Annotated in this window: 21 protein-coding genes and 1 riboswitch; of the genes, 7 read left to right on the top strand and 14 right to left on the bottom strand. The window is 67.9% G+C overall.

Features of this window, described 5'->3' with window-relative positions:
• Positions 1 to 126: 126 nt before the first annotated feature.
• From I8J32_RS00290 to I8J32_RS00275, 4 genes are all read right to left on the bottom strand, one after another.
• A complete protein-coding gene (locus I8J32_RS00290) occupies positions 127 to 3108 on the bottom strand; it encodes a TonB-dependent receptor plug domain-containing protein (protein WP_200614062.1) in 2982 nt (993 codons plus the stop codon).
• Between the two features lie 463 nt (positions 3109 to 3571).
• Positions 3572 to 4390, bottom strand: coding sequence for an XOO1806 family protein (locus I8J32_RS00285; RefSeq protein ID WP_200614469.1), 819 nt, complete (start codon positions 4388 to 4390; stop codon positions 3572 to 3574).
• A gap of 144 nt (positions 4391 to 4534) precedes the next feature.
• A complete protein-coding gene (gene hslO / locus I8J32_RS00280; RefSeq protein WP_200614061.1) occupies positions 4535 to 5431 on the bottom strand; it encodes an Hsp33 family molecular chaperone HslO in 897 nt (298 codons plus the stop codon).
• Entirely contained in the window at positions 5428 to 6729 is a 1302-nt protein-coding gene (locus I8J32_RS00275) for an aspartyl/asparaginyl beta-hydroxylase domain-containing protein (RefSeq protein ID WP_200614059.1), read from the bottom strand. The genes hslO and I8J32_RS00275 overlap by 4 nt, the downstream gene beginning before the upstream one ends.
• Before the next feature lie 64 nt (positions 6730 to 6793).
• On the opposite strand from I8J32_RS00275, the gene mtgA reads away from it, so the two are divergent.
• The 3 genes from mtgA to I8J32_RS00260 all read left to right on the top strand — a co-directional run bounded on the left by mtgA (position 6794) and on the right by I8J32_RS00260 (position 9156).
• Complete coding sequence (gene mtgA, locus I8J32_RS00270) at positions 6794 to 7582, top strand: monofunctional biosynthetic peptidoglycan transglycosylase (protein ID WP_200614058.1); 789 nt, start codon at positions 6794 to 6796, stop codon at positions 7580 to 7582.
• A gap of 169 nt (positions 7583 to 7751) precedes the next feature.
• A complete protein-coding gene (locus I8J32_RS00265; protein ID WP_200614057.1) occupies positions 7752 to 8768 on the top strand; it encodes a glycosyltransferase family 2 protein in 1017 nt (338 codons plus the stop codon).
• The gene (locus tag I8J32_RS00260; RefSeq protein ID WP_200614056.1) at positions 8728 to 9156 is read left to right on the top strand and encodes a CBS domain-containing protein; all 429 of its coding nucleotides are present in this window, start codon (positions 8728 to 8730) and stop codon (positions 9154 to 9156) included. The genes I8J32_RS00265 and I8J32_RS00260 overlap by 41 nt, the downstream gene beginning before the upstream one ends.
• A 34-nt stretch (positions 9157 to 9190) precedes the next feature.
• Here the strand turns inward: I8J32_RS00260 and I8J32_RS00255 are convergent, their stop codons facing one another.
• From I8J32_RS00255 to I8J32_RS00230, 6 genes are all read right to left on the bottom strand, one after another.
• A complete protein-coding gene (locus I8J32_RS00255; protein ID WP_200614055.1) occupies positions 9191 to 10771 on the bottom strand; it encodes an FMN-binding glutamate synthase family protein in 1581 nt (526 codons plus the stop codon).
• 107 nt (positions 10772 to 10878) lie between these two features.
• Complete coding sequence (locus I8J32_RS00250) at positions 10879 to 12888, bottom strand: AsmA family protein (protein WP_200614054.1); 2010 nt, start codon at positions 12886 to 12888, stop codon at positions 10879 to 10881.
• A gap of 191 nt (positions 12889 to 13079) precedes the next feature.
• Positions 13080 to 13763, bottom strand: a complete 684-nt coding sequence (gene trhA / locus I8J32_RS00245) for a PAQR family membrane homeostasis protein TrhA (RefSeq protein WP_200614053.1) — start codon at positions 13761 to 13763, stop codon at positions 13080 to 13082.
• 90 nt (positions 13764 to 13853) lie between these two features.
• Entirely contained in the window at positions 13854 to 15458 is a 1605-nt protein-coding gene (locus tag I8J32_RS00240) for a peptide chain release factor 3 (RefSeq protein ID WP_207526701.1), read from the bottom strand.
• 86 nt (positions 15459 to 15544) lie between these two features.
• Complete coding sequence (locus I8J32_RS00235; protein WP_200614050.1) at positions 15545 to 16477, bottom strand: peptidoglycan DD-metalloendopeptidase family protein; 933 nt, start codon at positions 16475 to 16477, stop codon at positions 15545 to 15547.
• Between the two features lie 17 nt (positions 16478 to 16494).
• Positions 16495 to 17601, bottom strand: coding sequence for an NHL repeat-containing protein (locus tag I8J32_RS00230; RefSeq protein ID WP_200614049.1), 1107 nt, complete (start codon positions 17599 to 17601; stop codon positions 16495 to 16497).
• Between the two features lie 179 nt (positions 17602 to 17780).
• Positions 17781 to 17914: riboswitch (SAM riboswitch) on the top strand.
• Between the two features lie 76 nt (positions 17915 to 17990).
• On the opposite strand from I8J32_RS00230, the gene metX reads away from it, so the two are divergent.
• The 3 genes from metX to I8J32_RS00215 are packed head-to-tail and all read left to right on the top strand — an operon-like array spanning position 17991 to position 21471.
• Complete coding sequence (metX, locus tag I8J32_RS00225; RefSeq protein ID WP_200614047.1) at positions 17991 to 19070, top strand: homoserine O-succinyltransferase MetX; 1080 nt, start codon at positions 17991 to 17993, stop codon at positions 19068 to 19070.
• Complete coding sequence (locus tag I8J32_RS00220; RefSeq protein ID WP_200614045.1) at positions 19067 to 20308, top strand: O-succinylhomoserine (thiol)-lyase; 1242 nt, start codon at positions 19067 to 19069, stop codon at positions 20306 to 20308. The genes metX and I8J32_RS00220 overlap by 4 nt, the downstream gene beginning before the upstream one ends.
• Complete coding sequence (locus tag I8J32_RS00215; RefSeq protein ID WP_200614043.1) at positions 20305 to 21471, top strand: homoserine dehydrogenase family protein; 1167 nt, start codon at positions 20305 to 20307, stop codon at positions 21469 to 21471. Before I8J32_RS00220 ends, I8J32_RS00215 begins: the two co-directional genes overlap by 4 nt.
• A gap of 66 nt (positions 21472 to 21537) precedes the next feature.
• Here I8J32_RS00215 and I8J32_RS00210 read toward each other — a convergent pair whose 3' ends face one another.
• On the bottom strand, positions 21538 to 23730 hold the full coding sequence (locus I8J32_RS00210; protein ID WP_200614042.1) for a putative bifunctional diguanylate cyclase/phosphodiesterase: 2193 nt from the start codon (positions 23728 to 23730) through the stop codon (positions 21538 to 21540).
• 171 nt (positions 23731 to 23901) lie between these two features.
• Entirely contained in the window at positions 23902 to 25284 is a 1383-nt protein-coding gene (locus tag I8J32_RS00205) for an L-serine ammonia-lyase (RefSeq protein ID WP_200614041.1), read from the bottom strand.
• A gap of 133 nt (positions 25285 to 25417) precedes the next feature.
• Here I8J32_RS00205 and I8J32_RS00200 point away from each other — a divergent pair, with 133 nt between their 5' ends.
• Positions 25418 to 25660, top strand: coding sequence for a glutaredoxin family protein (locus I8J32_RS00200; protein WP_200614040.1), 243 nt, complete (start codon positions 25418 to 25420; stop codon positions 25658 to 25660).
• Positions 25661 to 25687: 27 nt separating this feature from the next.
• Here I8J32_RS00200 and I8J32_RS00195 read toward each other — a convergent pair whose 3' ends face one another.
• Both I8J32_RS00195 and I8J32_RS00190 read right to left on the bottom strand, forming a co-directional pair.
• A complete protein-coding gene (locus I8J32_RS00195; protein WP_200614039.1) occupies positions 25688 to 26350 on the bottom strand; it encodes a YceI family protein in 663 nt (220 codons plus the stop codon).
• Positions 26340 to 26930 (bottom strand): cytochrome b, encoded by a 591-nt coding sequence (locus tag I8J32_RS00190; protein WP_200614038.1) that lies wholly within the window; start codon positions 26928 to 26930, stop codon positions 26340 to 26342. The genes I8J32_RS00195 and I8J32_RS00190 overlap by 11 nt, the downstream gene beginning before the upstream one ends.
• Positions 26931 to 26942 lie beyond the last annotated feature (12 nt).

Raw genomic sequence — 26942 nt, 5'->3', positions numbered from 1 at the left:
CCTGGGAGCAGGGCTCAATCGGCAGGATTGCCGAACCTGAGCGCCGCCGACGTTCACCCTGGACTGCGCCCAAAAAAAAGGAGGCGGGCCGAAGCCCGCCTCCCGGTACTGCGTTGAAGCTGACGCTTAGAACTTCATCGTCACGCCGAGGGTGTAGAAGCGACCGATCGCGTCGTACACCTGCGGGAACGTGTTGCCGCTGTTCTGGCTGGTCGAACCGATCGTGTTACCCACGAACGGCGGTTCCTTGTCGGCGAGGTTGTTCACCGTGAAGGTGAAGCGCGCGTTGAAGGGAGCCTTCCAGGTAGCCGACAGGTCGAAGTAGTTGTAGGCGTCGATGGAGCTGTACGCCGGGAACCACGGACCGGTGCCTTCTTCGGCTTCCATCGAACCGACATAACGCCAGGTCAGGCCGAACTCGAAGTCGCCAATGCCCCACACGGTGCGCTGGTTGAACTTCCATTCCGGGGTCAGCGTGTTGCACGCGGCCGAGTAACGGCCGGCGCACTCGTGGACCGTCGAAATCGGAGTGGCCTGGTTGTCGTTCTTCATCGTGTGCGTCAGGTCGAGAGCCAGGTCGAGGCGACCCGCGCTGCCGATCTCGAAGCCGTAACGAGCGCCGAGGTCCCAGCCATCCGTTTCCAGGTTGCCCAGGTTGCTCAGGACTTCGTACACGCCGATCGAGCCCGAACCATTCCAGGTGCCGTTGGCCGGGTTACGACCCTGCAGCGCGCAGAACGGGTTGGCCGGGTTGAAGCCCGGGTTCAGGGCGGCGGTGTAGCAGCCGTCGATGACGTCATCGGCGGTGAAGGACGAGATCAGGTCCTCCATCTCGATGTTCCAGTAGTCCAGGGTCAGCGCGAACTCGTTGCCGCCGAAGGTCGGGGTCCACACCAGGCCGATGGTCTGGGTGTCGGCGATTTCGGGGTCGAGGTTCAGGTTGCCGCCGAACAGGGCGTTGATCTGGCCAGCCGACGGCTGCTGCAGACCTTCGTCGTCTTCGGTCGTCGGGTCGCCGCCGATGCGGAAGGCCGGCACGCCGGTCTGGACGCACAGGTATTCCAGCGTGCCGGGGATGGTGTTGTTCGCCTGATCCAGCGAGTCATCGGCGCAGGGATCTTCGTCGCGGTTGTCGAGGATCGTGGTCTGCGGGAAGAACAGCTCGTTGACGTTCGGCGCGCGCACGGCGTGCTGGAACATGCCACGGAAGCGCAGGCTTTCGATCGGTGCCCATTCCAGGCCGTACTTCCAGGTGCCGTAGGACTGCGAACCGCCGCCGGCGACGTTGAACGACGAACGACGGTAGCCGCCTTCGAGGTTCAGCGCGTAGGCGCCCGGGCGACCGCTGACGATCGGCAGCAGGAACTCGGTGTAGAGCTCCTTCAGCGAGAACTTGCCGTCCAGGTCCGGCGAGGCGCCGCCGGTACCGAGCACGTCACCCTGCTGGCTGGCCGTGTCCGAGGCGTTGAAGGCCGAGGCGGAGCGACGCTCCACACCGAACACCAGGCCGATCGGGTAATCAGCCCACGGGCTCTTGAAGGTGTCGCCTAGGTCGCCGGAAACCGACGCCGAGAACACGTTCTGGCGGACGCCCTGGGTCAGCAGCGCACCCTGGTTGATGAAGCCGATCTGGTCGTCGGCGATCGAGCCCGACGGACCAAACAGGTTCAGCGGGACGCAGCCGTTGGCGCCGTTGACGCACGACAGCGTGCCGTCCGGGTTGGCAATCGCGATCAGCGACTGACGGACCTTCGACAGCGAACCCCAGTTGGAGCGGGTCTGCAGCTGGTCGGATTCGCCGTGGGTCCAGTAGGCGTCGTAACGCCAGTGGTCCGTCAGGTCGCCGCGCAGGCCGACCGTGAACTGGAACGTCTTGTTGAAGAAGTCATTCAGACGCGGGCCCATTTCCGTGAAGCGGCGGCCGAGCGTGAGGTTGACCGTCTCCAGGCTGTTGAGCGAGCAGTCGGCGATGAGCGGGGTGGCGTCAGCCGGATCCACGCCAGCAGCGATTTCCGAGGCGTTGAGGGCAGCACGGTCCGCGCACAGCTGGGCGCGCATGGCGTCGTTGATGTACGGGTTGCCGATGTTCACCGCGAAGGTGTCAAGGAACGTACCCGACGAGGCCAGCTGGGTGAAGACGTCCGACTTGGTGTACAGCAGCTGGGCGTAGGCTTCAGCCTTCTCGGTGATTTCGTAACGGCCCAGGGCCGTGGCCTGGTAGCGATCGCCACCGACCTGGTAGAAATTCAGCGGGTTGAAGTTGTAGGTCGCGTTCGGGCCGGTGATCAGGCCGGTGGTCTGGTCGACCGTGCCGCCCACATCGAACTCACCGAAGATGTTGGTCGGGGTCGCGGTGCCGGAACCCTGCGCGTTGCCGGAAGCCGACGAACGCGAGACCAGGCCCCACGGACGCGAGCCCTGGCGGACGTCGTCGGTGTGCGAACGACCAACGCTCAGCGCCACGTTGCCGCGGCCGTCGTCGAAGTTGGCACCCATGGTGACGTCGGTGCGCCAGCGGTCACCGTCGTTTTCGTGCGACATGCCGTACTGCGAGGCGATTTCCAGGCCTTCGAAGTCACGACGCAGCACGAAGTTGGCGACACCGGCGATGGCGTCGGCGCCGTACACGGCCGAGGCGCCACCGGTCACGATGTCCACGCTCTGCAGCAGGGCGACCGGGATGATGTTGGTGTCGACGACGCCGTTCAGATCGAACGGCACCAGGCGGCGGCCGTCCAGCAGGACGAGCGTGCGGTTCGCACCCAGGCCACGCAGGTTCAGCGTCGCGGCACCGGCGTTGCCGTTGTTCATGCCCGGGCCCATGGCCGGGACGGCGCTGGGCTGCTGCTTCAGGAAGTCTTCGGCAGAAACCGGCTGCGCGCGGTCGATCTCGGCGCGCTCGACGGTCATGACCGGGCTGTTGGTGGTCAGGCCGGGGATCGAAATACGGCTACCGGTCACCTGGATGGCGTCGAGCTCGGTCGGCTGGTCGGCGGGCTGGGCTGCCGGCTGGGCGTCCTGTGCGAGCGCCGAACCTGCGAACCCCGTGGCGCCGACGACGATCGCGAAGGTAATCGCGTCGCGCAGCTTGGTTCTCTTCAATTGCATGATCTCTCTCTCCAAGTCGATCTTGGTGTGGTTTCCCATGGGAACCCTCCCGGTGATGTCAAAAAAGACACCCAATCCGGTAAGGTCCGGGCGATAGTAGCCCCCTCTTTTCAAAAATTAAAGTGTCGTTAACGCGGGCCGACGAAAGGCGTTCTGGCCCTTTTTTCAAGGGGCGGCGCGTGATAGGGCTCGGTGGCGAAATCCCGTCCCCAGGGCCCGTGGAGGACCTCCCGGGGCGGGTGGGTGGCGAAATCCGTCCCCGCCGCGCGGGTGCGGCAAGAGCCGCGCGGGCGTCCGGCGACCGCTCATCGGCGCTCGTCGGGACGGGGCCCGAATGGGATGGCCGGCACGGAAATTGGCCGCGCAATGACAAGCGCGAGCCCTGAATACGGGGCTTGAGCGATCAGCTAGGAGAAGATGGGGGCGCTGTCAGCGCCCGCCGCGAAGACGCGGGGATGTCCCGTCAGAGGTCCTGCTCGTACCGGACGTAGGGAACGGTGCCCTCGTCCTTGTCGAGATTGCTCGGGGCAAAGGGGTTCTTGCCGCGGGTGACGACGTTCTCGGCGCCCACCGTCAGCTGCCCGCTCCAGGGCGTGCGCCACGTCAATCCGACGCCCAGCCCTTCCCATTGGCCCGGCAGCCCGGGCGTGTCGACCACGCGGCCGACGATGTTGGCGCCAAAATTCCCCACTCCGGCGCCGATGGAAATGCTCTGGCTGGTCCAGCGGTCGGTGACCTCGCTGGGGACGTCCCCGGCCGGAATCAGCCGCGCGCGGGCCCAGGTGCCACCAATGGAGACGGTCGCCTCGCGGCCGATGTTCTTCTGGCCGTAGAGGGTCAGGCTGTTCTGGTCGAGCCGGGTGGTCTTCGCGGTCGGGCTCAGCCAGGCGGGGAGCGTGTCCCGGGCCGTGCCCAGCGTCACGCCCACTCGGCCCGTGCCGCGGATCAGGCTCGCGCCGGCTGCGACCTGGCGGTCGCCGGCGTCGTTGTCCAGGGCTGCGAGCATGCAGTGGTTGGCGAGATTGCCGATGGCCGTGGCCAGGCCGGTCTTGCGGTCGCAGACCAGGCCAAGGGTATTGCCCGCGTCCAAGCCGAATGCGGCGTCGAGGGTATTGCGTCCAGTACGCCAGCGCGCACCGGCGACCGGCATCGACGTGGGTTCCAGCTGGAGCACGGCCTCGAGCTTGCCGCTGTTGGCATTCCAGACCGGGAGCAGGGTCGTATCCGACAGCTTGCCCCCGGACTGCGCATGCGCGCCGGGTGTCGCGGCGAGCGCGAGCATCAGGGCAAGAGGCAGTTGGAAGAGGCGCGCTTTCATGGCGTGGTTACGACCGGGTTGGGCCGGTGAAGTTCCCCGCTTTCTGGGCTGAGGACTATAGTCCCTTTATGCTTCTTTAACAATCTGTGCCGGCAGTCGCAACCTGAATCATTGGAGTCGGTCCGGGGCCGGCTGGAGCTCGGCCCCTGCCGGAACGAACAACGCCTCCACCTGTTCCCCACTGAAGAGATAGGACTGGCCGCAGAACTCACAACGCACGTGGGCCTGTCCGTCGGCCACGGCCGCCAGGGCCTCCTGCGCACCCAGCGACACCAGCATCGCCTCCACCCGTTCGCGGGAACACGAGCACGCGAAGGCCAGCGGGTGGCCGCCCAGGATCTTGACGTCGTCCTCGTGGAACAGGCGCATCAAGAGGGTCTCGGCCGGAAGATCCAGCAGCTCCTGGGTCGAAAGCGTGTCGAACAACGCCCCGGCCCGCGCCCAGCCATCCTCGTCGCCCGTATCGCCAGGCAGCTTCTGCAGCATCAGGCCCGCCGCGGAATGCTCGTTGGCCGTCAGCAACAGGCGAGTGGGCAGTTGCTCCGAGCGGCGGAAGTAATCCTCGAACGCGCCCGCCAGCGAATCGGATTCCAGGGCGATCAGGCCCTGATAGCGCACCGGGTCGCGGTGTTGCGATGTGGGCGGATTTTCGATCGTGATCGCCAGCATGGCATCCGGGCCGAGGTCTCGCAGGTCGCGCGAAACCTCGCCTTCGTCGGCCAGTTGGGCGATCCCGCGCACCGTGCCCGAGGCCGTGCATTCGGTGAAGAGCGTGCGCAGCGCGCCAGTGCCGCGCAGTTGCACCGACAGCCGTCCCGCGACCTTGGCATGGCCGGTGAACAGGGCGGCGGCGGCCGTGGCTTCGCCCAGCAGTTCCGCGGCGGCGGCAGGGTAGTCGGTGCGCGTAAGGATGTGGCGCCAGGCGTCCTGCAGGTGCACGCGCACGCCACGCACGCCGGCGCGCTCGATGATGAAACGGGTGAGGCTGTCGCGATCGTTGGTCATAGCTCTCCCAGATCGGCATGGCCGCGGTAGAAATCAAGGAGCCCCCCGATCGTCCGCGTCACCAGTTCACGCTCCAGCGGGCTGAGCAGGGGGTTCCACACGTCGAAGATCAGGACCACGCGCAGGCTGTCGCTGCGGTTCCAGGCTTCGTGCTCGAAGGTGTCGTCGAAGATCAGCAGTTCCCCGGGCGTCCAGCCCCGCACCTCGCCGCCGACGCTGATGGCGCAGTTCTCCGGCACGATCAGCGGCAGGTGGACGGTGAGGCGCGTATTGGTCGCACCGAAATGCATGGGGATGTGCGTGCGCGGCTTGAGCGCCGAGAAGAAGGACACCGGCGCGCGCTCGGCGATGTGGACCTGGGGCACTGCGGCCAGCGCCGCCTCGGTGGCGGGGCAGCGGCGGCAGTTCTCCTCGATCCGCTGGCCGTGCTTCCACAGGAAGAACGCGCCCCAGTCCAGCGTGTGGTCCAGGGCGCTGAACTGGCGCGCCGATATTCCGGGCTCGCTCTGCACATACGGTTCGAAGCCGGTGGGCCGTTCGAGCAGGTCGTGGAGCTCGGCCAGGATGGCCGGAAAGGCGGCCTCGATCTGCGGCACCCACTCGAACTCGTCGCGATCGAAGAACGGGATCGCCGGCAGCCGCGGATAAGGCAGCGTGGCCGGCTGTTGCGTCGCGAAGCGGCGCGTGCCTTCGACAATGCCCAGGCATGCGTCGAAACGCCGGCGCTCGTGCGAGTCGGCCTGGGCGTACAGATCGCCCAGTTGCGCACGCAGGTGCTCCCCCAGTTCGCTCCGGACATCGCCGACGAACGCCTGGGCGCGATCCACCATGGTCTTGACCTCGGCCACATGGAGCTGGCCGGGTGGGGTGATGCTCAATGCCATCTGCCACGCCATGGCGGCGGCGCGGCGGCGCCCCATCGCGACGAGCACCTCGCCCTGTTCATAGCGGGCGCCCCACGCCAGCGGGTCGGCCAGCACGGCCCGCTCGAGTGACGCCAGCGCCTGCTCGAACTGCCCGTCCAGGCGATATGCGCGGGCCAGGGTGGAATGCAGGACCGCCAGTTGCGGTGCGCCGGCCACGGCGCGGCGCAGGCAATCCTGGGCCTGCCCATAGCGTCCTTCCGACAGCGCCTGCCATCCGAGCTGGTACCAGGCCTCGGGGTGGTGCGGGACCTGCTCGAGCACCTTCTGCCAGCAAAGCTGGGCGCCCGCGGCGTCCCCGGTGGCGGACACCTGGCGCGCGTGCGCGAGCAGCGCGTCAAGCGCGGAAGGGGCGGGCGGGGAAGCGCTTGGCATCGGGCGGGTGACCCATCAACATGTCGGGGAATTGAGCAGGTTCGCGCCGGGGCGCCTACAAAGTATGACCGATGATCTGGCACCGGGCCCGGCGGCCCCGGCCCGACGGGGGCTGATTGCGTTCGTCCGGCGCTGGTGGTGGCGCATCCCCCTGTACTTCGCGATCTTCAGCGTCGTCCAGGTGCTGGTACTGCGGTTCGTCCAGCCGCCGCTTTCCGCGTTCATGGTGGCGCGCCAGCTCGAAGCCTGGGGCAGCGGCGACTTCGGATTCCGAATCGCCTACGACTGGCGCGACATGGATGAGATTTCCGCGCATGTCCCGGTGGCGATGATCGCGGCCGAGGACCAGAACTTCCCCCACCACCATGGCTTCGACTTCAAGGCCATCGAAAAGGCGCGCCAGCACAACGAGCGCGCCGAAGAGCGCGCGCGCAAGCGCAACACCACGGTGCAGCGACTGCGCGGCGCCAGCACGATCAGCCAGCAGACGGCGAAGAACCTGTTCCTGTGGCGCGGTCGCGGGCCCACGCGCTGGCTGCGAAAGGGCCTGGAGGTCTGGTACACGGTACTGATCGAGACTCTGTGGTCGAAGCAGCGGATCATCGAGGTCTATGCCAATACGGTGGAGCTGGGTGACGGGGTCTACGGCGCCCAGGCCGCGGCGCGCACGTACTTCCGCAAGGACGCGCGCAGGCTGGGCCCGGCCGAAGCCGCCCGCATGGCCGCCGTCCTGCCCAATCCGCGCCGCTACAGCATCAGTCGTCCCGGCCCCTATGTGCAGCGTCGCAGCAACGCGATCCAGCGGCAGATGCGCCACCTCGGCGGCGCGACCCTGCTCCGGCAACTCGAATGACCGCAGGGCGGCCCGGCTGGAGGGAGCGAGCCCGGTCTGCCCGGGGTGCCGGCTGCCCCCTCCTGCCGGCTTGCCTCGGCCACCCGATCGCGCGAGCCTCATCCCACGTGCCTGCGCGAAGGGCTACCCTGCATCGCGGACCCGTCCCGTTCACCAGCGATCCTCGTCCATGACCCGCGACCGGCTCACCATCGTCATTGCCGCCTTCAATGAAGCCGATGCGCTGCCTCTGCTGCAACCGCGGCTGCAGGCGGTGCTCGATGCCATGCCGGACGTGGACGGGCGCATTCTTTACGTCGACGACGGCAGCCGCGATGCGACATGGACGGCGCTGCAGTCCATCGCCGCGGCCGACCCGCGCGTCTGCCTGCTGAGGCTCTCGCGCAATTTCGGCAAGGAATCTGCGCTGACCGCCGGACTTGACCACGTGGACACCGGCGCCGCGGTCATCCTCGACGCCGACGGGCAGGACCCGCCGGAACTGATCCCCCAGTTCGTCGCGCGCTGGCGCGAAGGCTACGACGACGTGCACGGGACCCGCGTGCAGCGCGAAGGCGAAGGTTGGCTCAAGCGCGGCACAGCCCACCTGTTCTATCGCGTGATTGGGCGGCTTTCCCACACCCCCATCCCCGCCGATACCGGTGACTTCCGGCTGCTGTCGCCGCGTGCGTTGGCCGCGCTGCGCCAGTTGCGCGAACGGCATCGCTTCATGAAGGGCCTGTTCGGATGGGTGGGCTTCCGGTCGGTCGCCGTTCCATACCAGCGCGACCCGCGCGCCGCCGGCCATACCAAGTTCAATTTCTGGCGCCTGTGGAATTTCGCACTGGAAGGGATCACCAGTTTTTCCACGGCCCCGCTGCGTCTGGCCACGTACACGGGCATGGCGACCGCCGTCGCGGCATTCCTCTACGGCGCCTGGATCGTGGTGAAGGCCCTGGCCTGGGGCGACCCCGTCGCGGGCTGGCCCACGATGATGGCGGTCATCCTCTTCCTGGGCGGCGTGCAGCTGATCGCGCTGGGCCTGATCGGTGAATACCTGGGGCGGCTCTACGAGGAGTCCAAGCAGCGTCCGCTCTACCTGGTCGATACCTGGCAGCCGTCGACGGGAGTATCCTCGGGGACAACGGCCATCGAAGGAGAAAGCCATGCGTACCGTACGCCAGCTGCTCGGAGCGAAAGCGCCTGAGATCTTCGCGATCGATCCGGACTCCGCCGTCATCGACGCGATCCGCCTGATGGCCGAAAAACGCATCGGCGCCGTCCTGGTCATGCAGGGCACGCAGCTGGTGGGCATCCTCTCCGAGCGGGATTACGCCCGCAAGATCGTCCTGCAGGGCCGCTCGTCCTCCGATACCCCGGTGCGCGCGATCATGACCTCGGACGTCGTCTCCATCGGGCTGGACGACAACGCGGACCACTGCATGCAGCTCGTCACGGATCGGCGCATCCGCCACCTGCCGGTGCTGCAGAACGGCGAGGTGGTGGGCGTGGTCTCCATCGGCGACCTCGTCAAGGCCGTGATCGAAGACCAGCAGGTCGAACTGGACCAGTTGCAGCGGTACATCGCCAGCTAGACCGCTTGCGGTCCTCCAGCACCGGCAACGCGCTTCACTGGGAGAAGCTGTCGCTGCGCGCCCGGCGCCAGAACGCCTTGAATACCGCGTGTTCGGGAATGCCCTTCAACAGTTCGCCCGGTTCCAGGAAGCGGTAGAGCGCCGCCAGCGAACGCACTTCGATCGGCGAGACGCGCCGGAGCACATGCTCCGGGCCTATATCCGACGGGTGCTCCAATCCTGCGGCGCACAGCAGATCGCGCAGCGCGTGCAGCGTGTTTTCGTGGAAGTGATGCACGCGCGTAGCCTTGTCGGCCACTTCCAGTCCGCGCCAGCGGGTCGGGTCCTGGGTGGCCACGCCGGTCGGACAGCGGTCGGTGTGGCAGCTCTGGGCCTGGATGCAGCCCAGCGCGAACATGAACCCGCGCGCGGCATTGCACCAGTCCGCTCCCAGAGCGAGGGTCCGCGCGATGTCGAATGCGCTCACGATCTTCCCCGCGGCACCGACGCGGATGCGGTCGCGCAGTTCCAGTCCGACCAGCGTGTTGTGCACGAGCATGAGCGCTTCGTGCATCGGCACGCCCACATGGTCCATGAACTCCGCCGGCGCGGCCCCGGTGCCGCCCTCGGCGCCATCGATGACGATGAAGTCCGGGTGCAGCCCCGACTCGTGCATGGCCTTGGCGATGCCGAACCATTCCCACGGGTGACCGATGGCCAGCTTGAAGCCGACCGGCTTGCCGCCGGACAGTCCGCGCAGGCGTTCGACGAACTCGAGCAGTTGCAACGGGGTGGAAAATGCCGAATGACGCGCGGGCGAAATGCAGTCCACGCCCTGCGGTACGCCGCGGGTCAGGGCGATCTCGGCGCTGACCTTGGCCGCCGGCAGTACGCCGCCGTGGCCGGGCTTGGCGCCCTGGGACAGCTTTACCTCGATCATGCGCACGGACGGCCGCACCGCATTGGTCGCGAACCGCTCCGGGTCGAAGCCGCCTTTCTCGTCGCGGCATCCGAAGTATCCGGAACCGATCTCCCACACCAGGTCGCCCCCGGCCTCCAGGTGATAGGGCGAGATCGAACCCTCGCCGGTGTCGTGGTAGAAGCCGCCGCGGCGCGCGCCTTCGTTGAGCGCGCGGATCGCGTTGGGCGAAAGTGAGCCGAAGCTCATCGCCGAAATGTTGAACACGCTCGCGCTGTAAGGCGCGGCGCCGCGACCGACGGCGATGCGGAAATCATGGGACTCGATGAAGCTGGGTGCCATCGAATGGTTGATCCATTCGTAGTCCACCCCGTAGACATCCTGCTGGGTGCCGAATGGCCGCGTGTCGTTGACCGACTTCGATCGCTGGTACACGAGGGCGCGCTGCTGGCGCGAGAAGGGCACCTCGGCGGTGTCGGATTCGATGAAGTACTGCCGCATCTCCGGTCCGATGGATTCCAGGCCGTATCGGAAGTGGGCGAGGATCGGATAGTTGCGCCGCAGCGTGCTGCGCCGTTGCAGCAGGTCCCAGGTGCCCAGCAACGCCAGCGCGGTGAACACGACCGCCGCGGGCCGCCACCCGGGGTGGGCCCAGGACAGCGCGGTGCAGATCAGGGTCAACACGACGCAGGCGACGTACAGGGCGTATCGCGACATGGATCGATTCCTCCCGGGCACGCGCGCAGCATGCGCCGCCACAGTGAAGAGTAAGGCGATGCCGGCCGCCGGGATAGATCACCCACGCCGGGCGATCAGGTCCGTACTCACTTGGCGTATCGTCCGCCACAACTGGCGTCCTTGCCGGGGCCCAGTTCGAGGGTGGCGAGCAGCGCCGCTGGCGGCGCGATGGTGCCCAACGCAAGCGCCAGCGCCCCGCGCAGTCCGATTCGCCCGTAATCGGGATGGAATTCGGGATCCTTGAACGAGCCGTCGATCCACAATGGCGCGCGCAGGCTGAGCAGACTGCGATCCTTCGGGCGTGGCCGCAGCTTCAGGTGCAGGGTCTCGTCGCGCAGGTTCACCGTGCCTTCGCCGACGATGATCGTGTCGGTGGTGTCGAACGCGAGCGAGCGGGTGGTCATCACGCCATTGTTGACGCTGAAATCGCCAAATGCACAGCGCACCGGAATCTTGCGGTCGCCGCTCACCATGAACTTGAGTGCCTCGGCGATATCGATGCCCGCCAGCTCCATCAGCAGGTTGCTGATCTGGCCCCGCCCCATGCCGACCGCGACATCGCCGGTGCTGCTGCCCAGCATCGCGGCGATCGAGTTGCCGGTGCCGGCCAGGGCCACGTCGCCGCCGATGCGGCCCACGGCATCCTTGGCCAACTCCACCGTGGGCAGCATCTGGCGCAGGTTGAGCGATCGTGCCGAGACCTGGGCGCGGGTGCGGATCGGCGACTCCCGCGCATCCATGCGGATCACCGAATGCACGTTGCCACCGGCCACGCCGAAGTCCAGCGGCTCCAGCCGCAGGAGTCCGTTTTCCAGCTTGAGGTGGGCCACCATGTCGTCCAGCGGCAGGTTGGGCGCATCGATCCGATGGGCCTTGTACTTCAGGTCCGCATCCATCGCTCGAAGCTTTTCAAGCTTGTAGGGTTCGTGGGGAAGCAGCCGCGTACTGGCGTTTTCCTTGGCAGCCTGCGCTGCCAGTTCGGGGTTCGTGCTTTCCTTGCCGCCCGTGTCCGGCGCCTTGCCGAGGAAGCCGGACAGATCATCGAAATCGAGACGGCGCGAGACGACGCTCCCGCGCAGGTAGGGCCGTTCCCGGCCGGTCTCGACGCTCACGTCGCCGGCGACGTCGCTGTCGCCGACGACCCCTTTGAAATCGTCGTAATGCCAGATGCGGCCCTTCGGGCCGACGAACTCGCGGGTCAGCCTTCCGTCCATTCGGTAGGGCGGCGTCGGCGGCGTGACGATGCCCAGCACGGGGTAGAGGTCGGACATATCCTTGCCCGACAGTGCCAGCCGCAGATCGAAGTCCTCCATGCGCAGCGGATTGACCAGGGTGCCGCGCGCGTGCGCCTGGGTCGCGCCGGCGGTGGCATGCGCGTCGATGCGATAGGGGCGCATCTTGTCGCGAAGTTCCAGGGGGGACTCACCCGTGCCGTGCGTCTTGAATGCCGTGCCTTTCCAGCGCCCGCCACCCGCGAATGCGACGGACGGGGACAGCTGGTTTGCCGCTCGCCGCGCATGGCTGTGCAGGCCCACGACGATGTCGGTCTTCGTTGCCGCGTCGAGGTAGCTCAGCTGGCCGTGTTCCACAAGCAGCGACTGGATGCGCGGACCATCACCAGGCTCCTCGTCACCGAACACCCAGTTGCCGGTACCCGAGGGCCCCATTTCCAGATGCAGCTGCGGACGGGTGAGCTGCAACCGCGGCAGGATGACGTCACCCTTGAACAGCGGCCAGATGCGCAGCTGGAACTTGACGCGATCGGTGCTCGCCATCGTCTCTCGACGGGACCAGTCGGCGTCGCCGAAGCGCAGGCGTTCGGCGCTGATGGTGGGCGTGCGCCAGTCCAGGTCGACATCGAGGTCCCCGCCGATGTCGAAGCTGCGGCCGGTGCGGGATTCGACGATCTTCTCGATGGGGCCGCGAAACCAGTTCCAGTCCCACAGCGCCAGCAGGATGGCGATCGCAGTGAGCAATATGCCCAGTGAAACAAGCCAGGGATGACGCCGCCGGGGGTGGGCGTCGCGGGCCTCGCCACCATGGACGTCGTGGGACGTGACCTGTTCGGTCTTGTCCGCTGGCGCAGTCTCTTGCATGTCCAAGCTCCGTCGGTGAATGCGCGGGGCCAGTGGCGAGGTGTTGCGCTCCGCGGTCCGGCCTCAGGGGAACCGGATCCACCTTCGGCATTGCGCGGTCAAGCCATGGTGAACACGTTGTGCACGGTTCAGTCGGAAGCTCCGGCAACTGAGGACGCTACCGGCGATTCTGCTGGCAGCGGGTCGCGCGCTCAGCCGGCGGGCACGACGTGCGCCATCACGGACACGTAATGGCAGACGCTTCCGGCGATGACGAACAGGTGCCAGATCGCGTGCGAGTACCGCAGCGCAGGGCGGTGGTAGAACACCGTGCCGGCCGTGTAGCACATGCCGCCTGCCAGCAGCCATCCGAAGGTCCAGGCATCCAGAGCCCGGAAGACAGGCACGATCGCCAGCAGCACCAGCCACCCCATCGCCACGTAGATCAGCGTGGAGAGCAGCTTGAAGCGGCCGGTGTAGAACAACTTGAAGACGAGTCCGGACAGCGCAAGCGTCCAGATCGCGCCGAACAGCCACCAACCCACCGTGCCGCGCAGGCCGATCAGGGTGAAGGGGGTGTAGGTGCCGGCGATCAGCAGGTAGATCGCGCAATGGTCGAACACCTTGAGCCGCGCCTTGGCGACCGGATGCGCAGTGGCGTGATAGAGCGTGGAGGCCACGTACAGCAGCAGCAGGCTGAGGCCGAAGACGGTCGCGCCGATCAATTGCCAGCCGTCGCCGTGGATGGCGGCCAGCGTGACCAGGACCGCGGTACCGGCCAGCGCGGCCGCGGCGCCGACGCCATGGGTGAGCGCGTTGGCCAGTTCTTCCCTTGCAGCGTGTACCGAATCGGGCCGGGTCGGGGTCGTGGACTGCAGGGAGTCGGGTGTGTTCATGCCTGGAGCATCGTAAGGTACGGCCGAGCAATTGCTCCAGCTGCCGGGGCCGGCGACGCTCGGCGCTGGCCCTGTCCTGCTGCCAGGTGGTCAGTCGATGGCGACGGCATGGGCATGTTCGCGCGTGGCCAGGAACTCCACGCCCGGTGAGCGCTCCTGCGCCAGTTGCAGGTTGACGCGGGTCGGGGCCAGGTAGACAAGCTGGCCGGCCGCGTCGAGCGACAGATTCATCGCGTTCTTGTCGCGGAACTCCTCCAGCTTTTTCGCGTCGGGGCAGCGGATCCACCGCGCGGTGGCGACATTGACCTGCTCGAAGCTCGCATCCACCCCGTATTCGTCCTTCAGGCGGTAGGCGACCACGTCGAACTGCAGCATGCCCACCGCGCCCAGGACCAGGTCATTGCTCATCAGCGGGCGGAAGAACTGCGTGGCGCCTTCCTCCGACAGCTGGGCCAGGCCCTTCTGCAGCTGCTTGAGCTTGAGCGGGTCGCGCAGGCGCGCACGGCGGAACAGTTCCGGCGCGAAATTTGGGATGCCGGTGAAGGCCAGCATCTCGCCTTCGGTGAAGCTGTCGCCGATGGAGATGGTGCCGTGGTTGTGGATGCCGATGACGTCGCCGGGCCACGCGGACTCGGCGATCTCGCGATCGCTGGCCATGAAGGTCAGCGCGTTGGCCAGCTTCACTTCCTTGCCCGTGCGCGCATGGAAAGCCTTCATGCCGGCGCTGAACTTGCCCGAGCAGATGCGCATGAACGCCACGCGGTCGCGATGCTGCGGGTCCATGTTGGCCTGGATCTTGAAGACGAAGCCCGACAGCTGCGGCTCGTAGGGCGCGATCTCGCGCCCGGTGGTCGCACGCGGGCGCGGCGGCGGGGCGTGGTCGACGAAGAAATCCAGCAGCAGCTGCACGCCGAAGTTGTTGACCGCCGAACCGAAGAAGACCGGCGTCTGACGACCCGCCAGGTACGCGGCGGGATCGAAGGGATGGGACGCGCCCTGCACGAGCTCCAGCTCGTCGCGCAGTTCCTGCAGCATGTCGGTGCCGATCCGCGCTTCCAGCGCCGGGTCCTCCAGCGACGCGAAGATGGTGGAGTCCTGGCGGGTGAAGTTGCGGCCCTGCTCGTACAGGTGCACTTCGCCCGTGATCAGGTGGACGACGCCCTTCAGCCGCTGGCCCATGCCGATGGGCGAGGTGATGGGCGCGCACTGGATGCCCAGCACGCTCTCCACTTCATCCAGCAGGTCGATCGGCGGCTTGCCTTCGCGGTCGAGCTTGTTGATGAAGGTCATGATGGGCGTGTCGCGCAGGCGGCACACCTCCATCAGCTTGATGGTGCGTTCCTCCACGCCCTTGGCGACGTCGATCACCATCAGGGCCGAGTCGACCGCGGTAAGCACGCGGTAGGTGTCCTCGCCGAAGTCCGCGTGGCCCGGGGTGTCGAGCAGGTTGACGATGCGGCCCTCGTAGGGGAACTGCATCACCGAGGAGGTGACCGAGATGCCGCGTTCCTTTTCCAGCGCCATCCAGTCGGAGGTGGCGTGGCGGGCGGCCTTGCGGCCTTTGACCGAGCCGGCCATCTGGATCGCGCCTCCGAACAGCAGCAGCTTTTCGGTCAGGGTGGTCTTGCCGGCGTCGGGGTGCGAGATGATCGCGAACGTGCGGCGGCGCTGGGCTTCGATGGAAACGTCGGACATGGCGTCGGCGCGCGGTTGCGCGCGGCGGAAAGCGGGGAAGGGGCCGGATTATAGCCGCAGCGGGACGGGCACCGGCCGGACGCGGGCTACTGGCTGCCGCCGCCGGCGATGCGCAGGGGGCCGCCCGGGCCGTTCATCCGGAAGGGCAGCGATTCCAGCTTCATGCCGCGATTGACCTGGACCGCGAAATGGAGGTGCGGGCCAGTCGTGAATCCGGTGTTCCCGGACAGGCCGATCTGCTGGCCCTGGCGCACGCGTTGGCCCACCCGGACCAGCGCGCCTTCCGAGCGCAGGTGGGCGTAGAGGGCCATGGTGCCGTCGTCATGCAGGATGCGGATGAAATTCGCGCGGCCGCCGTATTTTTCGCGGTTCAGGCTGGCCTTCTCGAAGTCCGATTCGACCTGCATCACCACGCCCTCGCGAGCCGCCGTCACCGGCGTCCCCACCTGGGCCGCGAAATCCACCGCGTAGCGGTTCTGGGGGTCGTTGTGGCTGAAACCGCCACCGAAGCCCTGGTCGATGCGGAAGCTGGCCTGCTGCAGCGGCAGCTGGTAGACCACGTCCTGCGGCCTGGCAGTCGGGTCGCCCGGCTGGCTGTTGAGCATCAGCTCGCCACCGGTGGAGCCATTGATCACGGCCACCAGCGTAGAGCCCCGGGCGGGGACCACGATGCGGGTGGGCAGCGCCGGTTCGCTGTCGAAACCGCCGCTGCGGGCCTGCAGCATGACTTCGATCGGGCCGGCCAGATTGTTGTCGGCGAACGCCAGGTAGCGTCCGGAATTGTTCTCCAGCCGCAGGCGCGCCACCGCGCGCGCTTCCACGGCGACCGGAATCACCTTGAGCGTGCCGGACTTGACCGCCGCGCCCGCGCTGTCAGGCAGGTGGTCGCCGTAATGGGTGACGCCCTTGCTGTCGGTCCACTTGTAGACCTTTGCCGCCTGGGCGCCGAGCGCGAACAGGGCCAGCGAGAGGCCGGCCGCGATGGCGGCACCCTGGACAGCTGAACGCGAAAACCCCATGGACCGGCTCTTCCTTCCTACTCGATGCAGGCCTTTTCCAGGCCCAGTGATCGTGCCACATCGCGCAGGTCGAAGGCAGTGACGGACTTGTCGTCATGCACCGCGTACAGCGCGCCGCCAGGGAAGCCGGCGCTGGCCGCTGCGTGAAGGGCGACGCCGTCGGTGCGTGCGGTGACTGCGCCGCGGAAGGTGCCCCGGGGCTGCAGGCTCACGCGGTCGAACAGATGAAACAGGGTGAGCGGCGCCAGCTGGTCCACCGCGATCCAGTAGCCGCTTCCGTCCGGACAGGTCCACAGCGCCACGCCTTCGGCCTCCGCGCCAAATGCGTCCTGGGGCAGGCTGCGCCCCGTATAGCGGCCGCTGAAGCTGTACTCGCGCAGGGTCGACAGGTGCCGGCGATCCTCGTCGGCGATCAGCAGGCGGTCGTTGTCCGGGTCCCCGGCGATCGACTCGACCATGCGCAGCGCGCTGTCCTGCCGGGTGTCGCCGAAGGCGCCGGCGTACTGGGTACGCATCGCGCCATCCGCATCGAACGACACGCGGTAGCGCCGCACGCGCTGGTCGAGTTCGGCCAGCGGGGGCACGACGTCGAACTTCTTGCCGTACATGAAGCTGTCGGTGACATAGACCTCCAGCTCCCCCGGCTCCTTTTCAGTGAGCCAGATGCCATAGGGGCTGCGCAGTTCGTCCTGGCCGAAGGTGCCGATGACGGCGAATCCGGGCAGGGACATCACCTGCACGCGATGGTTGTCGCGCTCCACCACGAACAGGTGGTCGCCATGCACGGCCACGCCGTTGGGCCGCTTGAAGTTGCCGGGCGCCGACCCTTCGCCGCCCACGGTTCGCAGTTGTTCGCCGGTGTCGGCGTCGAACACCACCAGCCTGTGGCTCGATTTGCCGGTGGCGATCAGCCAGGTCTTCCCGTCCTCGGTGGGCCAGGTCGCGAGCGAGTCGAGCTCGTCGGACAGGGTCTCGGCCGACACATAGCTCTCGACGACCGTGACCGGCGCCGGGGCGGCTGGCGGGGCAGGGGGCGGGGGCGGAGTCGACGGCAGGGGGCGGGTTGTGCTGCAGGCGCCGAGCAGAAAGAGGGCCAGAGCCGCGGTCAGGAAGCGTGAATTCATGAATGAAGTGTAAGCGGAGCCCGGCAGGCCCGCGAAGGGCCGCGAACGGTGACAGGGCGGTCGTCAATCGCAGGTGAGTTTCCGCCCGCGCCCGCCGCGGCTTAGAACCATCCGTCATATATATCGCTTTATCGGCATGAAGCGATTGACTGGCCGCCGGAACGAGTCCAACATGGCGCCATCCATCGAGACCGGCTGAGGGAAAGGCCCTTTGACGCCGGGGCAACCTACCGGACGCGCTCCTCCCCCACGGAGCGATGTCCGGGAAGGTGCCAATTCCTGCGGTGCGCCTGCGCGCGCCGGAAGATGGTTGCCCGCTTCCTCCCGCAAGGGAGTCCGCGTGCAGCTGCCCAGGCTCGGTGGTTCCCCTGTCCGGATGGAACACCCCGATGAGCCTGACCACCCCCGAGTCCGCCTGCACCAGCGTCGCCCCGTGCGCGGCCAGTGCGGCCACGCACCCCGCTGCCGCTCCTTGCCCGCCGGTGGCGGCCCGCCGCGGCGAGGTCGCCGTTCCTCTCACCCTGCGCCACGCCGGTCGCCGGGAGGTGACGCTGCGCTACGAAATACTCGGCGAAGCCGGCTTGCCGGCCGTGCTGGTCGCCGGCGGCATTTCCGCGCATCGGCACCTGGCCAGCAGCGAACGCCATCCCAGCGAAGGCTGGTGGGAAGTCCAGGTCGGTCCGGGACGCGCGCTGGATCCCACCCGCCGCCAGTTGATCGCCCTGGACTGGCTCGGCGCCGACGGCACCATCGATGCGGTAATCGACCCGGCCGACCAGGCCGACGCGATCGCCGCGCTGCTCGACGCGCTGGGCATCGCCCGGCTGCACGGTTTCGTCGGCAGTTCCTATGGCGCGATGGTCGGCCTGCAGTTCGCCGCGCGGCACGGTGCCCGCGTGGGCCAGCTGGTCGCCATCAGCGGCGCCCACCGGGCGCATCCCTTCTCCAGTGCCTGGCGCGCGCTGCAACGTCGCGCCGTGGCGCTGGGTGCGCTGCAGTGCGACGAGATCCACGGGCTGGCGCTGGCCCGCCAGCTCGCCATCCTCAGCTACCGCACGCCCGAGGAGTTCGATGAGCGCTTTGGTGCACCACAGGTCGTCGACGGCTGCGTCCGCGTCGCCGCCGAGGACTACCTGGACCATTGCGGCAGCCAGTTTGCTGCACGGGTATCGCCGGTAGCGTTCGCGCGCCTGTCCGAATCGATCGACCTTCAGCTGGTCGAACCCGAAGCCATCACGCGGCCGGTGACCGTGGTCGCCGTCGCGCAGGACCGGCTGGTGCCGCTGGAGGACTGCCGCGCGCTCGCCGCGCGCCTGGGCGGACCGCGCCAACTGCACGTGATCGACTCCCTCTTCGGCCACGACGCTTTCCTCAAGGAAGTGGCCGCCATCGCCGCGATCGTCGCGCAGGCGCTGGACGAGACATCCACCCCACACCTGTCCCCCGTTGCCGTCGAGGTCGCCGCATGAACATCCGCAGCATCAGCAATGACATCCACCAGCGCTGTACGCAGGCCGTACGCGCCGGCATAGACCGCGATGCGGCGTTCGGCGCGGTCACTCCGCCGATCGTGCTGTCGTCCAACTTCAGCTTTGCCGGATTCGAGCAGAAGCGGAAGTATGACTACACGCGCAGCGGCAATCCCACGCGTGACCTGCTCGGCGAGGCGCTGGCGGACCTGGAAGGCGGTGCCGGCGGCGTGGTCACGGCCACGGGCATGGGCGCGATCACGTTGCTCCTCAATGCCTTGCTGCAGCCGGGCGATCGCCTCCTCGTGCCGCATGACTGCTACGGCGGTAGCTGGCGGCTGTTCAACGCGCTGGCCCGGAAGGGCGCCTTTGAGCTGATCACCTGCGATCTCACCGATGACGCCGCACTCGCCGCTGCGCTCGAGCAGTCGCCTTCGCTGGTCTGGATCGAGACGCCCTCCAATCCGCTGCTGCGAATCACCGACCTGCATGCAGTAATCGAAGCCGCGCACCTGGCCGGCGCGACGACGGTGGTCGACAACACCTTCCTGTCGCCCGCGCTGCAGCAGCCGCTGGCCTTCGGCGCGGACTTCGTCGTGCACTCGACGACCAAGTACATCAACGGTCACAGCGACGTGGTCGGTGGCGCCGTGGTGTCGCGCGATCCTGCCCAGCACGAGCACCTGGTCTGGTGGGCCAATGCCCTCGGGCTGACCGGTTCTCCCTTCGACAGCTTCCTCACGCTGCGCGGCCTGCGCACGCTCGATGCGCGCCTGCGGGTCCATCAGGAGAACACCCAGGCACTGGTCGACCTGATCGAAGGCCATGCCGCGGTGAGCGCACTGCACTATCCGGGCCTGGCCTCGCATCCGGGGCACGCCGTCGCGGCGCGCCAGCAGGATGGGTTCGGCGCAATGCTCAGTCTGGAGCTGCATGGCGGCGTGGAAGCCGTGCGCGCCTTTCTCGACGGTTTGACCTGCTTCACCCTCGCCGAGTCGCTGGGAGGGGTGGAGAGCCTCATCGCCCATCCAGCCACCATGACGCACGCGGCGATGTCGCCCGAGGCACGCGCCGCGGCGGGAATCGGTGAAGGCCTGCTGCGCCTGTCGGTCGGCATCGAAGCCGCGCAGGATCTTGTGCGCGACGTCGCCTGCGCACTGGATCGCGCGGTTGCGGCCACGGCGGCACCGACATCGGCTGCCCGGCGTACCCATGCGCCCTCGGCTGCGCTCAAATGAATGCAGCCGTCCGCCTGGTGAATCCGGACGCGCGGCAGGCAGGGCCGGAGCACTTCGCGTCGCCCTGCGGCACGCCCGGCACGGACGCCGCGACACCGCGCGTCGCGCTGCTGGGGACGGGCACGGTCGGAAGGGCGGTGCTGGCGCGGCTGGCCGACTGGTCGCGCACTGCCGAAGGCACCGCAGTCGACCTGGTGCACGTGGCGAATTCGCGCGCGGCGCTCGCCGATGGCGCGGGCCTTTGCCCGCGCCGCGCGGGCGAGTGGTTCGCGCAACATGCGCATGAGGCCACGCCCCGCAGTGTGCCGGTGGATGTGCTCCAGGCGCTGGGCTTCGGCGGCACGCGCATCGTCATCGACGCCACGGCCAGTGAAGACGTGGCGGCGCACCACGCGCACTGGCTGGCGCAGGGCTGCCACGTCGTGACGGCCTGCAAGCTCGGACAGGGCACCTCGCTGGCCCGCTGGCGTGACATCCGCGCGGCCGCCCGTGCGGGTGCGACCCAATACGGCGACAGCGCGACCGTGGGCGCCGGATTGCCCGTTCTGCGCTCGCTGCGGGAACTGCAGGCCGGGCGCGACCGCATCCGTGCGGTAGCCGGCGTGCTTTCGGGCTCGCTGGCCTGGTTGTTCAACCACTACGACGGCATGCGGCCGTTTTCCGCCCTCGTCCGGCAGGCGCGCGAGGCCGGCTATACGGAACCGGATCCTCGCGACGACCTGTCAGGCGAAGACGTGCGCCGCAAGCTGGTCATCCTGGCCCGCACGGCCGGAGTGGAACTGGAGCCGTCGGACATCGAGGTCGCCTCGCTGGTGCCGCCCGCGATGCAGGGGCTGTCGGCTGCCGATGTCGATGTCGCGTTGCCTTCACTCGACCGGGTGCTGCGCGAGCGGTTCGCCGCCGCGTGGAAGCGCGGCGAGCGGCTGCGCTTCCTGGCACGGCTGGACTGCGGACCAGACCGGCCGCCGCAGGCCCGGGTCGGGCTGGAGTGCATCGCCGCGGACCATCCGCTCGCCGGCGGCTCGGGCACCGACAACCGCGTCGCGATCTGGTCCGACCGTTACCCCGACCAGCCGCTGGTCATCCAGGGGCCGGGGGCCGGCGCCGGTGTGACGGCCGCGGCCCTGCTGGACGACGCATTGCGCATCGCTCGATCGGCGTAGGGCGGAACTGAACCGGGTCCGGCAGATTGGGCCACGCGCGCGACGGCGCAGGCGCCCGACTGCCGGTCAGGCCACGGCTGTCTGCGAGGTGAAGAAGGTCTCGATCGACTGCGGCCGGCCGAACAGGTAACCCTGCGCGTAGTCGACGTTCATCATCTGCAGGCGCACGCGTTCGGCGTCGGTCTCCACCTGCTCGGCGACCGTGGTCTTGCCCAGGACGTGGGCGATGTCGGCGATCGAGCGCACCACCGCACGCGACAGTTCCGACCCTTCGAGACCGCGGATGAAGCTGCCGTCGATCTTGATGAAATCCACATCCAGGTCATTGAGGTACCCGAACGAGCAGAACCCCGTGCCGAAATCGTCCAGCGCGAACCGGCATCCCAGGTCGCGCATCTGGCCGATGAATCGCTGGGCGCGCTTGCGATCGCGAACGACGCTGGTCTCGGTGATCTCCAGGCACAGGTTTTGCGCCGGAAAGCTGCTCCGGCGCAGGCGCGTGGCCAGGTAGTCGGCGAAGTGCTCGTCGGTCAGCGTGGCGCCGCTCAGGTTGATGCCGCAGCTGGTGACACTCTTGGCGGCCTGCGGATGGCGCTCCAGCCAGCGCAACGTGGTGTCGATCACATAGCGGTCGATGCGCGGGCCCATGCGGAAGCGCTCGGCGGCCGAGATGAATTCGGCGGGCACGTGGATCGTGCCGTCCTCTTCGCGCCAGCGCAGCAGCACTTCGAAATGGATGTCCTTGCTGCTCTCGTGCAGGGGCACGATGGGCTGGCAATACAGGATGAACTGTTCGCGCTCGAGCACTTCGCGGATGCGCAGCGCCGAGCGCATCACCGCGTTGTGGGCCTGCGCCTCGTCGCTGCTGGGGTAGGAGATGTGATAGCGGTTGCCGCCCAGTTCCTTTGCGGCGAAACAGGCCGCGTCGGCGTGCGAGAACAGCACGTCGTAGTCGCGTTCCGTGGCGGAGGCAGCGACCAGGCCGATGCTGGCGGTCGTGGTGAGGACCTGATCCCCGAAGGGAACGCGCATGGCCTCGATTTCAGTCAGCAGCCGGCGCGCCTGCACGATCGCCCCGGCCTCGCCACGCGGCAAGAGGATCGCGAACTCGTCACCACCGGTGCGGGCCAGCACCGAGTCCTCGCCGACGCTGGCCCCGATGGCGCCGGCGATCGCGTGGATCACCTCGTCGCCGACGACGTGGCTGGTGCTGTCGTTGATGATCTTCAGGTTGTCCAGGTCGATGTACATCAGCGTCGCCGGCGCCTGGTTGCTCGACAGGCGACGGCGGGCCTCGTCCTCGAAAGCGGTGCGGTTGAGCAGACCGGTCAGGGTGTCGCGCGTGGCGCGCCGGTAGAGCGCGTATGCCGTCGTGCGCTGCTCGAGCCCGGCCAGGGCCATCATTACCGGGATGATCGCAACCAGGCACAGCAGCATGAGCAGCACCGTGGTGTCGATCAGGCTCGCCGGTGCGACGAATCCGCCCAGGCCAATCCCGCTCACCACGCTCAGGTAGATCACGGTGACGCCGGTGGACACCGACGTCCACACCGAAGAGAAGCGCAGCGCCGACCACAGCAGCAGGACCAGCGGCAGCGTGATAAGGCCCAGTCCGTACAGATTCTTGTGGCCGCCCAGCGAATAGATGGCAGCGAAACTGGTCAGCAGCAGCGCAAGCCAGAAGCCGCGCTCACGACGGCCGGAGGTCTCGTGGTAGGGCGAGAGGCGGTGGGCGGCTGCACGGGTGTTGGTGATGAAGAGCAGGCTGGGCGCGACGGCTGCGATCCCCAGCAGGTCGCCCAGGGCCCAGCGTGCGAACGCCGTGGGCAGTTCGTCGCCGGAGACCACGCCCGTCTTCATCAGTCCGAACGCGCCGATGGCCGAGCTGAAGAGCGCCAGGAGGATGCCCCCGCCGAACAGCCGCATGCCATCTTCGGTCCGCAGGTGGAGCGAGCGGTTCTCCTGGAGCACGTAACCCGCAGCGACCGCGGTGCCGATGATCTTGCCCGCCAGCGAATACGCGATGAATTCCCAGGAGCTCTGGGTCAACAGGAGGTGGTAGGCCAGCATGGCCGAGGCGATCGTGGCCACCCAGGGCAGGCCGAAACGCAGCACGCAGACATAGCCGATGCCGGCGCTCGGCCAGAACAGAGTCACGCCGTCGGCATTGCGCAGGAAACGCGCTGCCAACACCGCGCCGACAAAGTAGAGGGCGGTCCAGAGAAGGAAGCGCTTGGCGACGTCAGCTTTCCCTTGCATGCCCCCAGTCTAGCGCGGCCCGCCCGTCATCCGGACAGGGGTCCGATCACACGGCGCCCGGGCCCGAGTGTGATGGCCGTCGCGTGGAACACGCTCCTGCGGCCGGTGCGCGCCGGACGTCCGGCAATCGGGTCCGGTTATCGGTGCGATGGCCTGGCGCCGGTCTGCATCTCAGCACTCGATCACGTTGACGGCCAGGCCGCCTCGCGAGGTTTCCTTGTACTTGTCCTGCATGTCACGCCCGGTATCGCGCATGGTCTTGATTACCTTGTCCAGTGACACCTTGTGCTTCCCGTCGCCACGCAGGGCCATGCGCGAGGCATTGATGGCCTTCACGGCCCCCATTGCGTTGCGCTCGATGCAGGGGATCTGCACCAGGCCGCCGATGGGGTCGCAGGTCAGGCCCAGGTTGTGCTCCATGCCGATCTCGGCGGCGTTCTCGACCTGTCCCGGCGTGCCGCCAAGCGCGGCCGTGAGGCCCGCCGCGGCCATCGAACACGCCACGCCGACTTCGCCCTGGCAACCCACTTCGGCGCCACTGATCGAGGCGTTCTCCTTGTAGAGAATGCCCACGGCCGCCGCGGTCAGCATGAAATCGAAGATGCCCTGCTCGTTGGCGCCGGGGCAGAAGCGGTCGTAGTAGTGCAGAACCGAGGGGATGATCCCCGCCGCGCCATTGGTGGGCGCCGTGACCACGCGTCCGCCGGCCGCATTTTCCTCGTTGACTGCGAGCGCGTAGAGGTTGACCCAGTCGAGCACCGTCAGTGGGTCGCGCATTCCGGCCTCGGGACGCAGCGAGAGTTCGGCGTACAGCGACGGCGCCCGACGGGTCACGTGCAGGCCGCCCGGCAGGGTGCCTTCGGAGCGGATGCCGCGCGCGACGCACGCCTGCATCGCCGTCCAGATCTCGCGCAGGCCTTGGCGGATCTCCGTGCCACTCCGCCAGGCGTGTTCGTTGGCAAACATCAGCGCGGCGATGCTCAGCCCCTCGCGCTCGCAGTGGGCCAGCAGTTCGGCACCGCTGTGGAACGGATAGGGCAGCGGCGTGGTGTCGGCGACGATGCGGTCTTCCGCGGCCTCGTCCTGGTTCACCACGAAGCCGCCGCCTACCGAGTAGTAATCGCGGGTGGCGATTTCCGCGCCGGCCGCGTCGAAGGCCGTGAAGCGCATGCCGTTGGTATGGAAGGGCAGCTTCTGCCGCTTGTTCATGATGAGATCGCGCTTCTCGTCGAAGTCGATCTCATGCGTGCCCTGCAGCCGGATGCGCTTGTTGCCGCGGATGCGCTCGAGCGCGGGAGGGATGAGGTCGGGATCGATTTCGTTGGGCCAGTGGCCTTCCAGGCCCATAAGCACGGCCTTGTCGGTGCCGTGGCCACGACCGGTCAGAGCCAGCGAGCCGAACACCTCGGCGCGGATGCGCGAAGTCCGGGCCAGTTCGCCGCGTTCGACCAGCCAGGCCTGGACAAAGCGCGCGGCGGCGCGCATCGGCCCGACGGTGTGGGAGGAACTGGGACCAATACCGATCTTGAAGAGGTCGAAACTGCTGACGGCCACGTGCGGCGACTCCCGCCGGCGTGCGCCGGCGATGCGGATGGGGGGCGTCGCGGGGCGACGGCACTGGCCGCTATTCTACGCGCCGCCCCTGCCATTCCTCAGGTGGCGGTTCACATACGTCGCCGCATTGCTCATGACCATTCTTACTTTGTTCCAGCGCGACGACTGCCACCTGTGCGACCTGGCGCTGGCGGTGCTCGCGCAGGCCCGCGTGCCAGATTTCGACAGCGTGTTCATCGACGGCGACCAGGCCCTGGAAGCGGCTTACGGCGATCGTGTGCCCGTGCTGCGCGATGAGGCTGGCGCGCGGGAACTGGGCTGGCCGTTCGACGTCGCCACGCTGCAGGCCTGGCTGGCCGCGTCGCCGTCGGGCTGACGCGGCCAGTGTCTCGTCGGCCCGGCGTTACCTGGCCGGCGCCGGGACAGCCGCCTTGGCGGGCGCGAGGATGACCTTCGTGCTCACGGCGACGTCGTCCGGCAACAGGTCCGTATCGGCCCATTCGCCCCCGCCGACGCCGAACTGCAGCCGCTTGACCGTGGCCTTGCCCGCCAAAACGGGTTTGGCCCCACCGGTCCAGGTGAATGTCAGCGTCACCGGCTTGCTGACGCCGCGCAGGCTGAGGGTGCCGTCGGCGGCATAGCTGTTGCCGCCCAGCGAACGGAACTTGGTGGCCGTGTAGCGCGCCTGCGGAAACCTGGCGACGTTGAAGAAGCCATCGCCGCGGATCTCGCCGTCGTAGTCGCTGTTGCCCGTGCTCGCGGTGGCCAGGGGGATGGTCACGTCCAGGCGCGAGGTGGCCAGCTGTGCGGGGTCGAACGACAGCCGGGTGACGAAGCCGGGGAACCGTCCGGTGAAGGCCTCGCCTTCGTAGGTGCTGGCGAACACCAGTGTCGAGCCGGGCTGCTGCACGTAGTCGGCGGCGGTGGCGATGGCCGGCACCCACAAAGCCGCGGCCAGCGCCGCGCAACGGATCAGGCGATCGGCTGCGCGTTGGAACGATGCGCTCGGACGCGGCGCACGGTGATGGTGCAGGCGACGATGGGACGCAGTGGGATCAAGCGGCATTGCGGGAATCCTCGGCGGGGGTCGGGTCGCGCAGCCAGCGGCGCGGCAGCATCCGCGTCAGCGTGGCGTCGCGCTGGAACAGGTGGTGGTAGAACGCCGCGCCCGCGTGCAGCACGGCCAGGGCGATCAGTGTCCAGAACAGCAGTTCGTGCGCATCCTCGGCCAGCTCGTGCAGGCCATGGTTCTTCCCGGCGATCGCCGGCAGGTTGAACAAGCCGAACCACCGCAGCGGAAATCCCGCTGCCGAATTGAGCAGCCAGCCCGTCAGCGGCATCGCGAACAGCAGCGCATACAGTCCCCAGTGGGTGAGCGAGGCAATGCGCTCCTGCCAGCGGGGCGTACCGGCCACGGGCAGCGGCGTCCCTGCGAACAGTCGCCACAGCAGGCGCAGCGTGACCAGCGCCAGCAGCGTCAGCCCGAAGGACTTGTGCAGCAGATAGAGCTGCACCTTGTCCGGGCTGTTGCGCATTTCCGTCATCACCAGGCCGACCGTGCCCATCGACAGGACCATGATCACGATCAGCCAGTGGAACAGCTGGCTGACCGGGCCCCATCGGTCCGCGGTGTTCTTCCAGGTCATCGGGGCGCTCCG

The organism is Lysobacter solisilvae, from assembly GCF_016613535.2.
GTDB classification, from domain to species: Bacteria; Pseudomonadota; Gammaproteobacteria; order Xanthomonadales; family Xanthomonadaceae; genus Agrilutibacter; species Agrilutibacter solisilvae.
The sequence above is the reverse complement of the archived record's forward strand: the minus strand, read 5'-3'. Positions and strand labels throughout refer to the sequence as shown.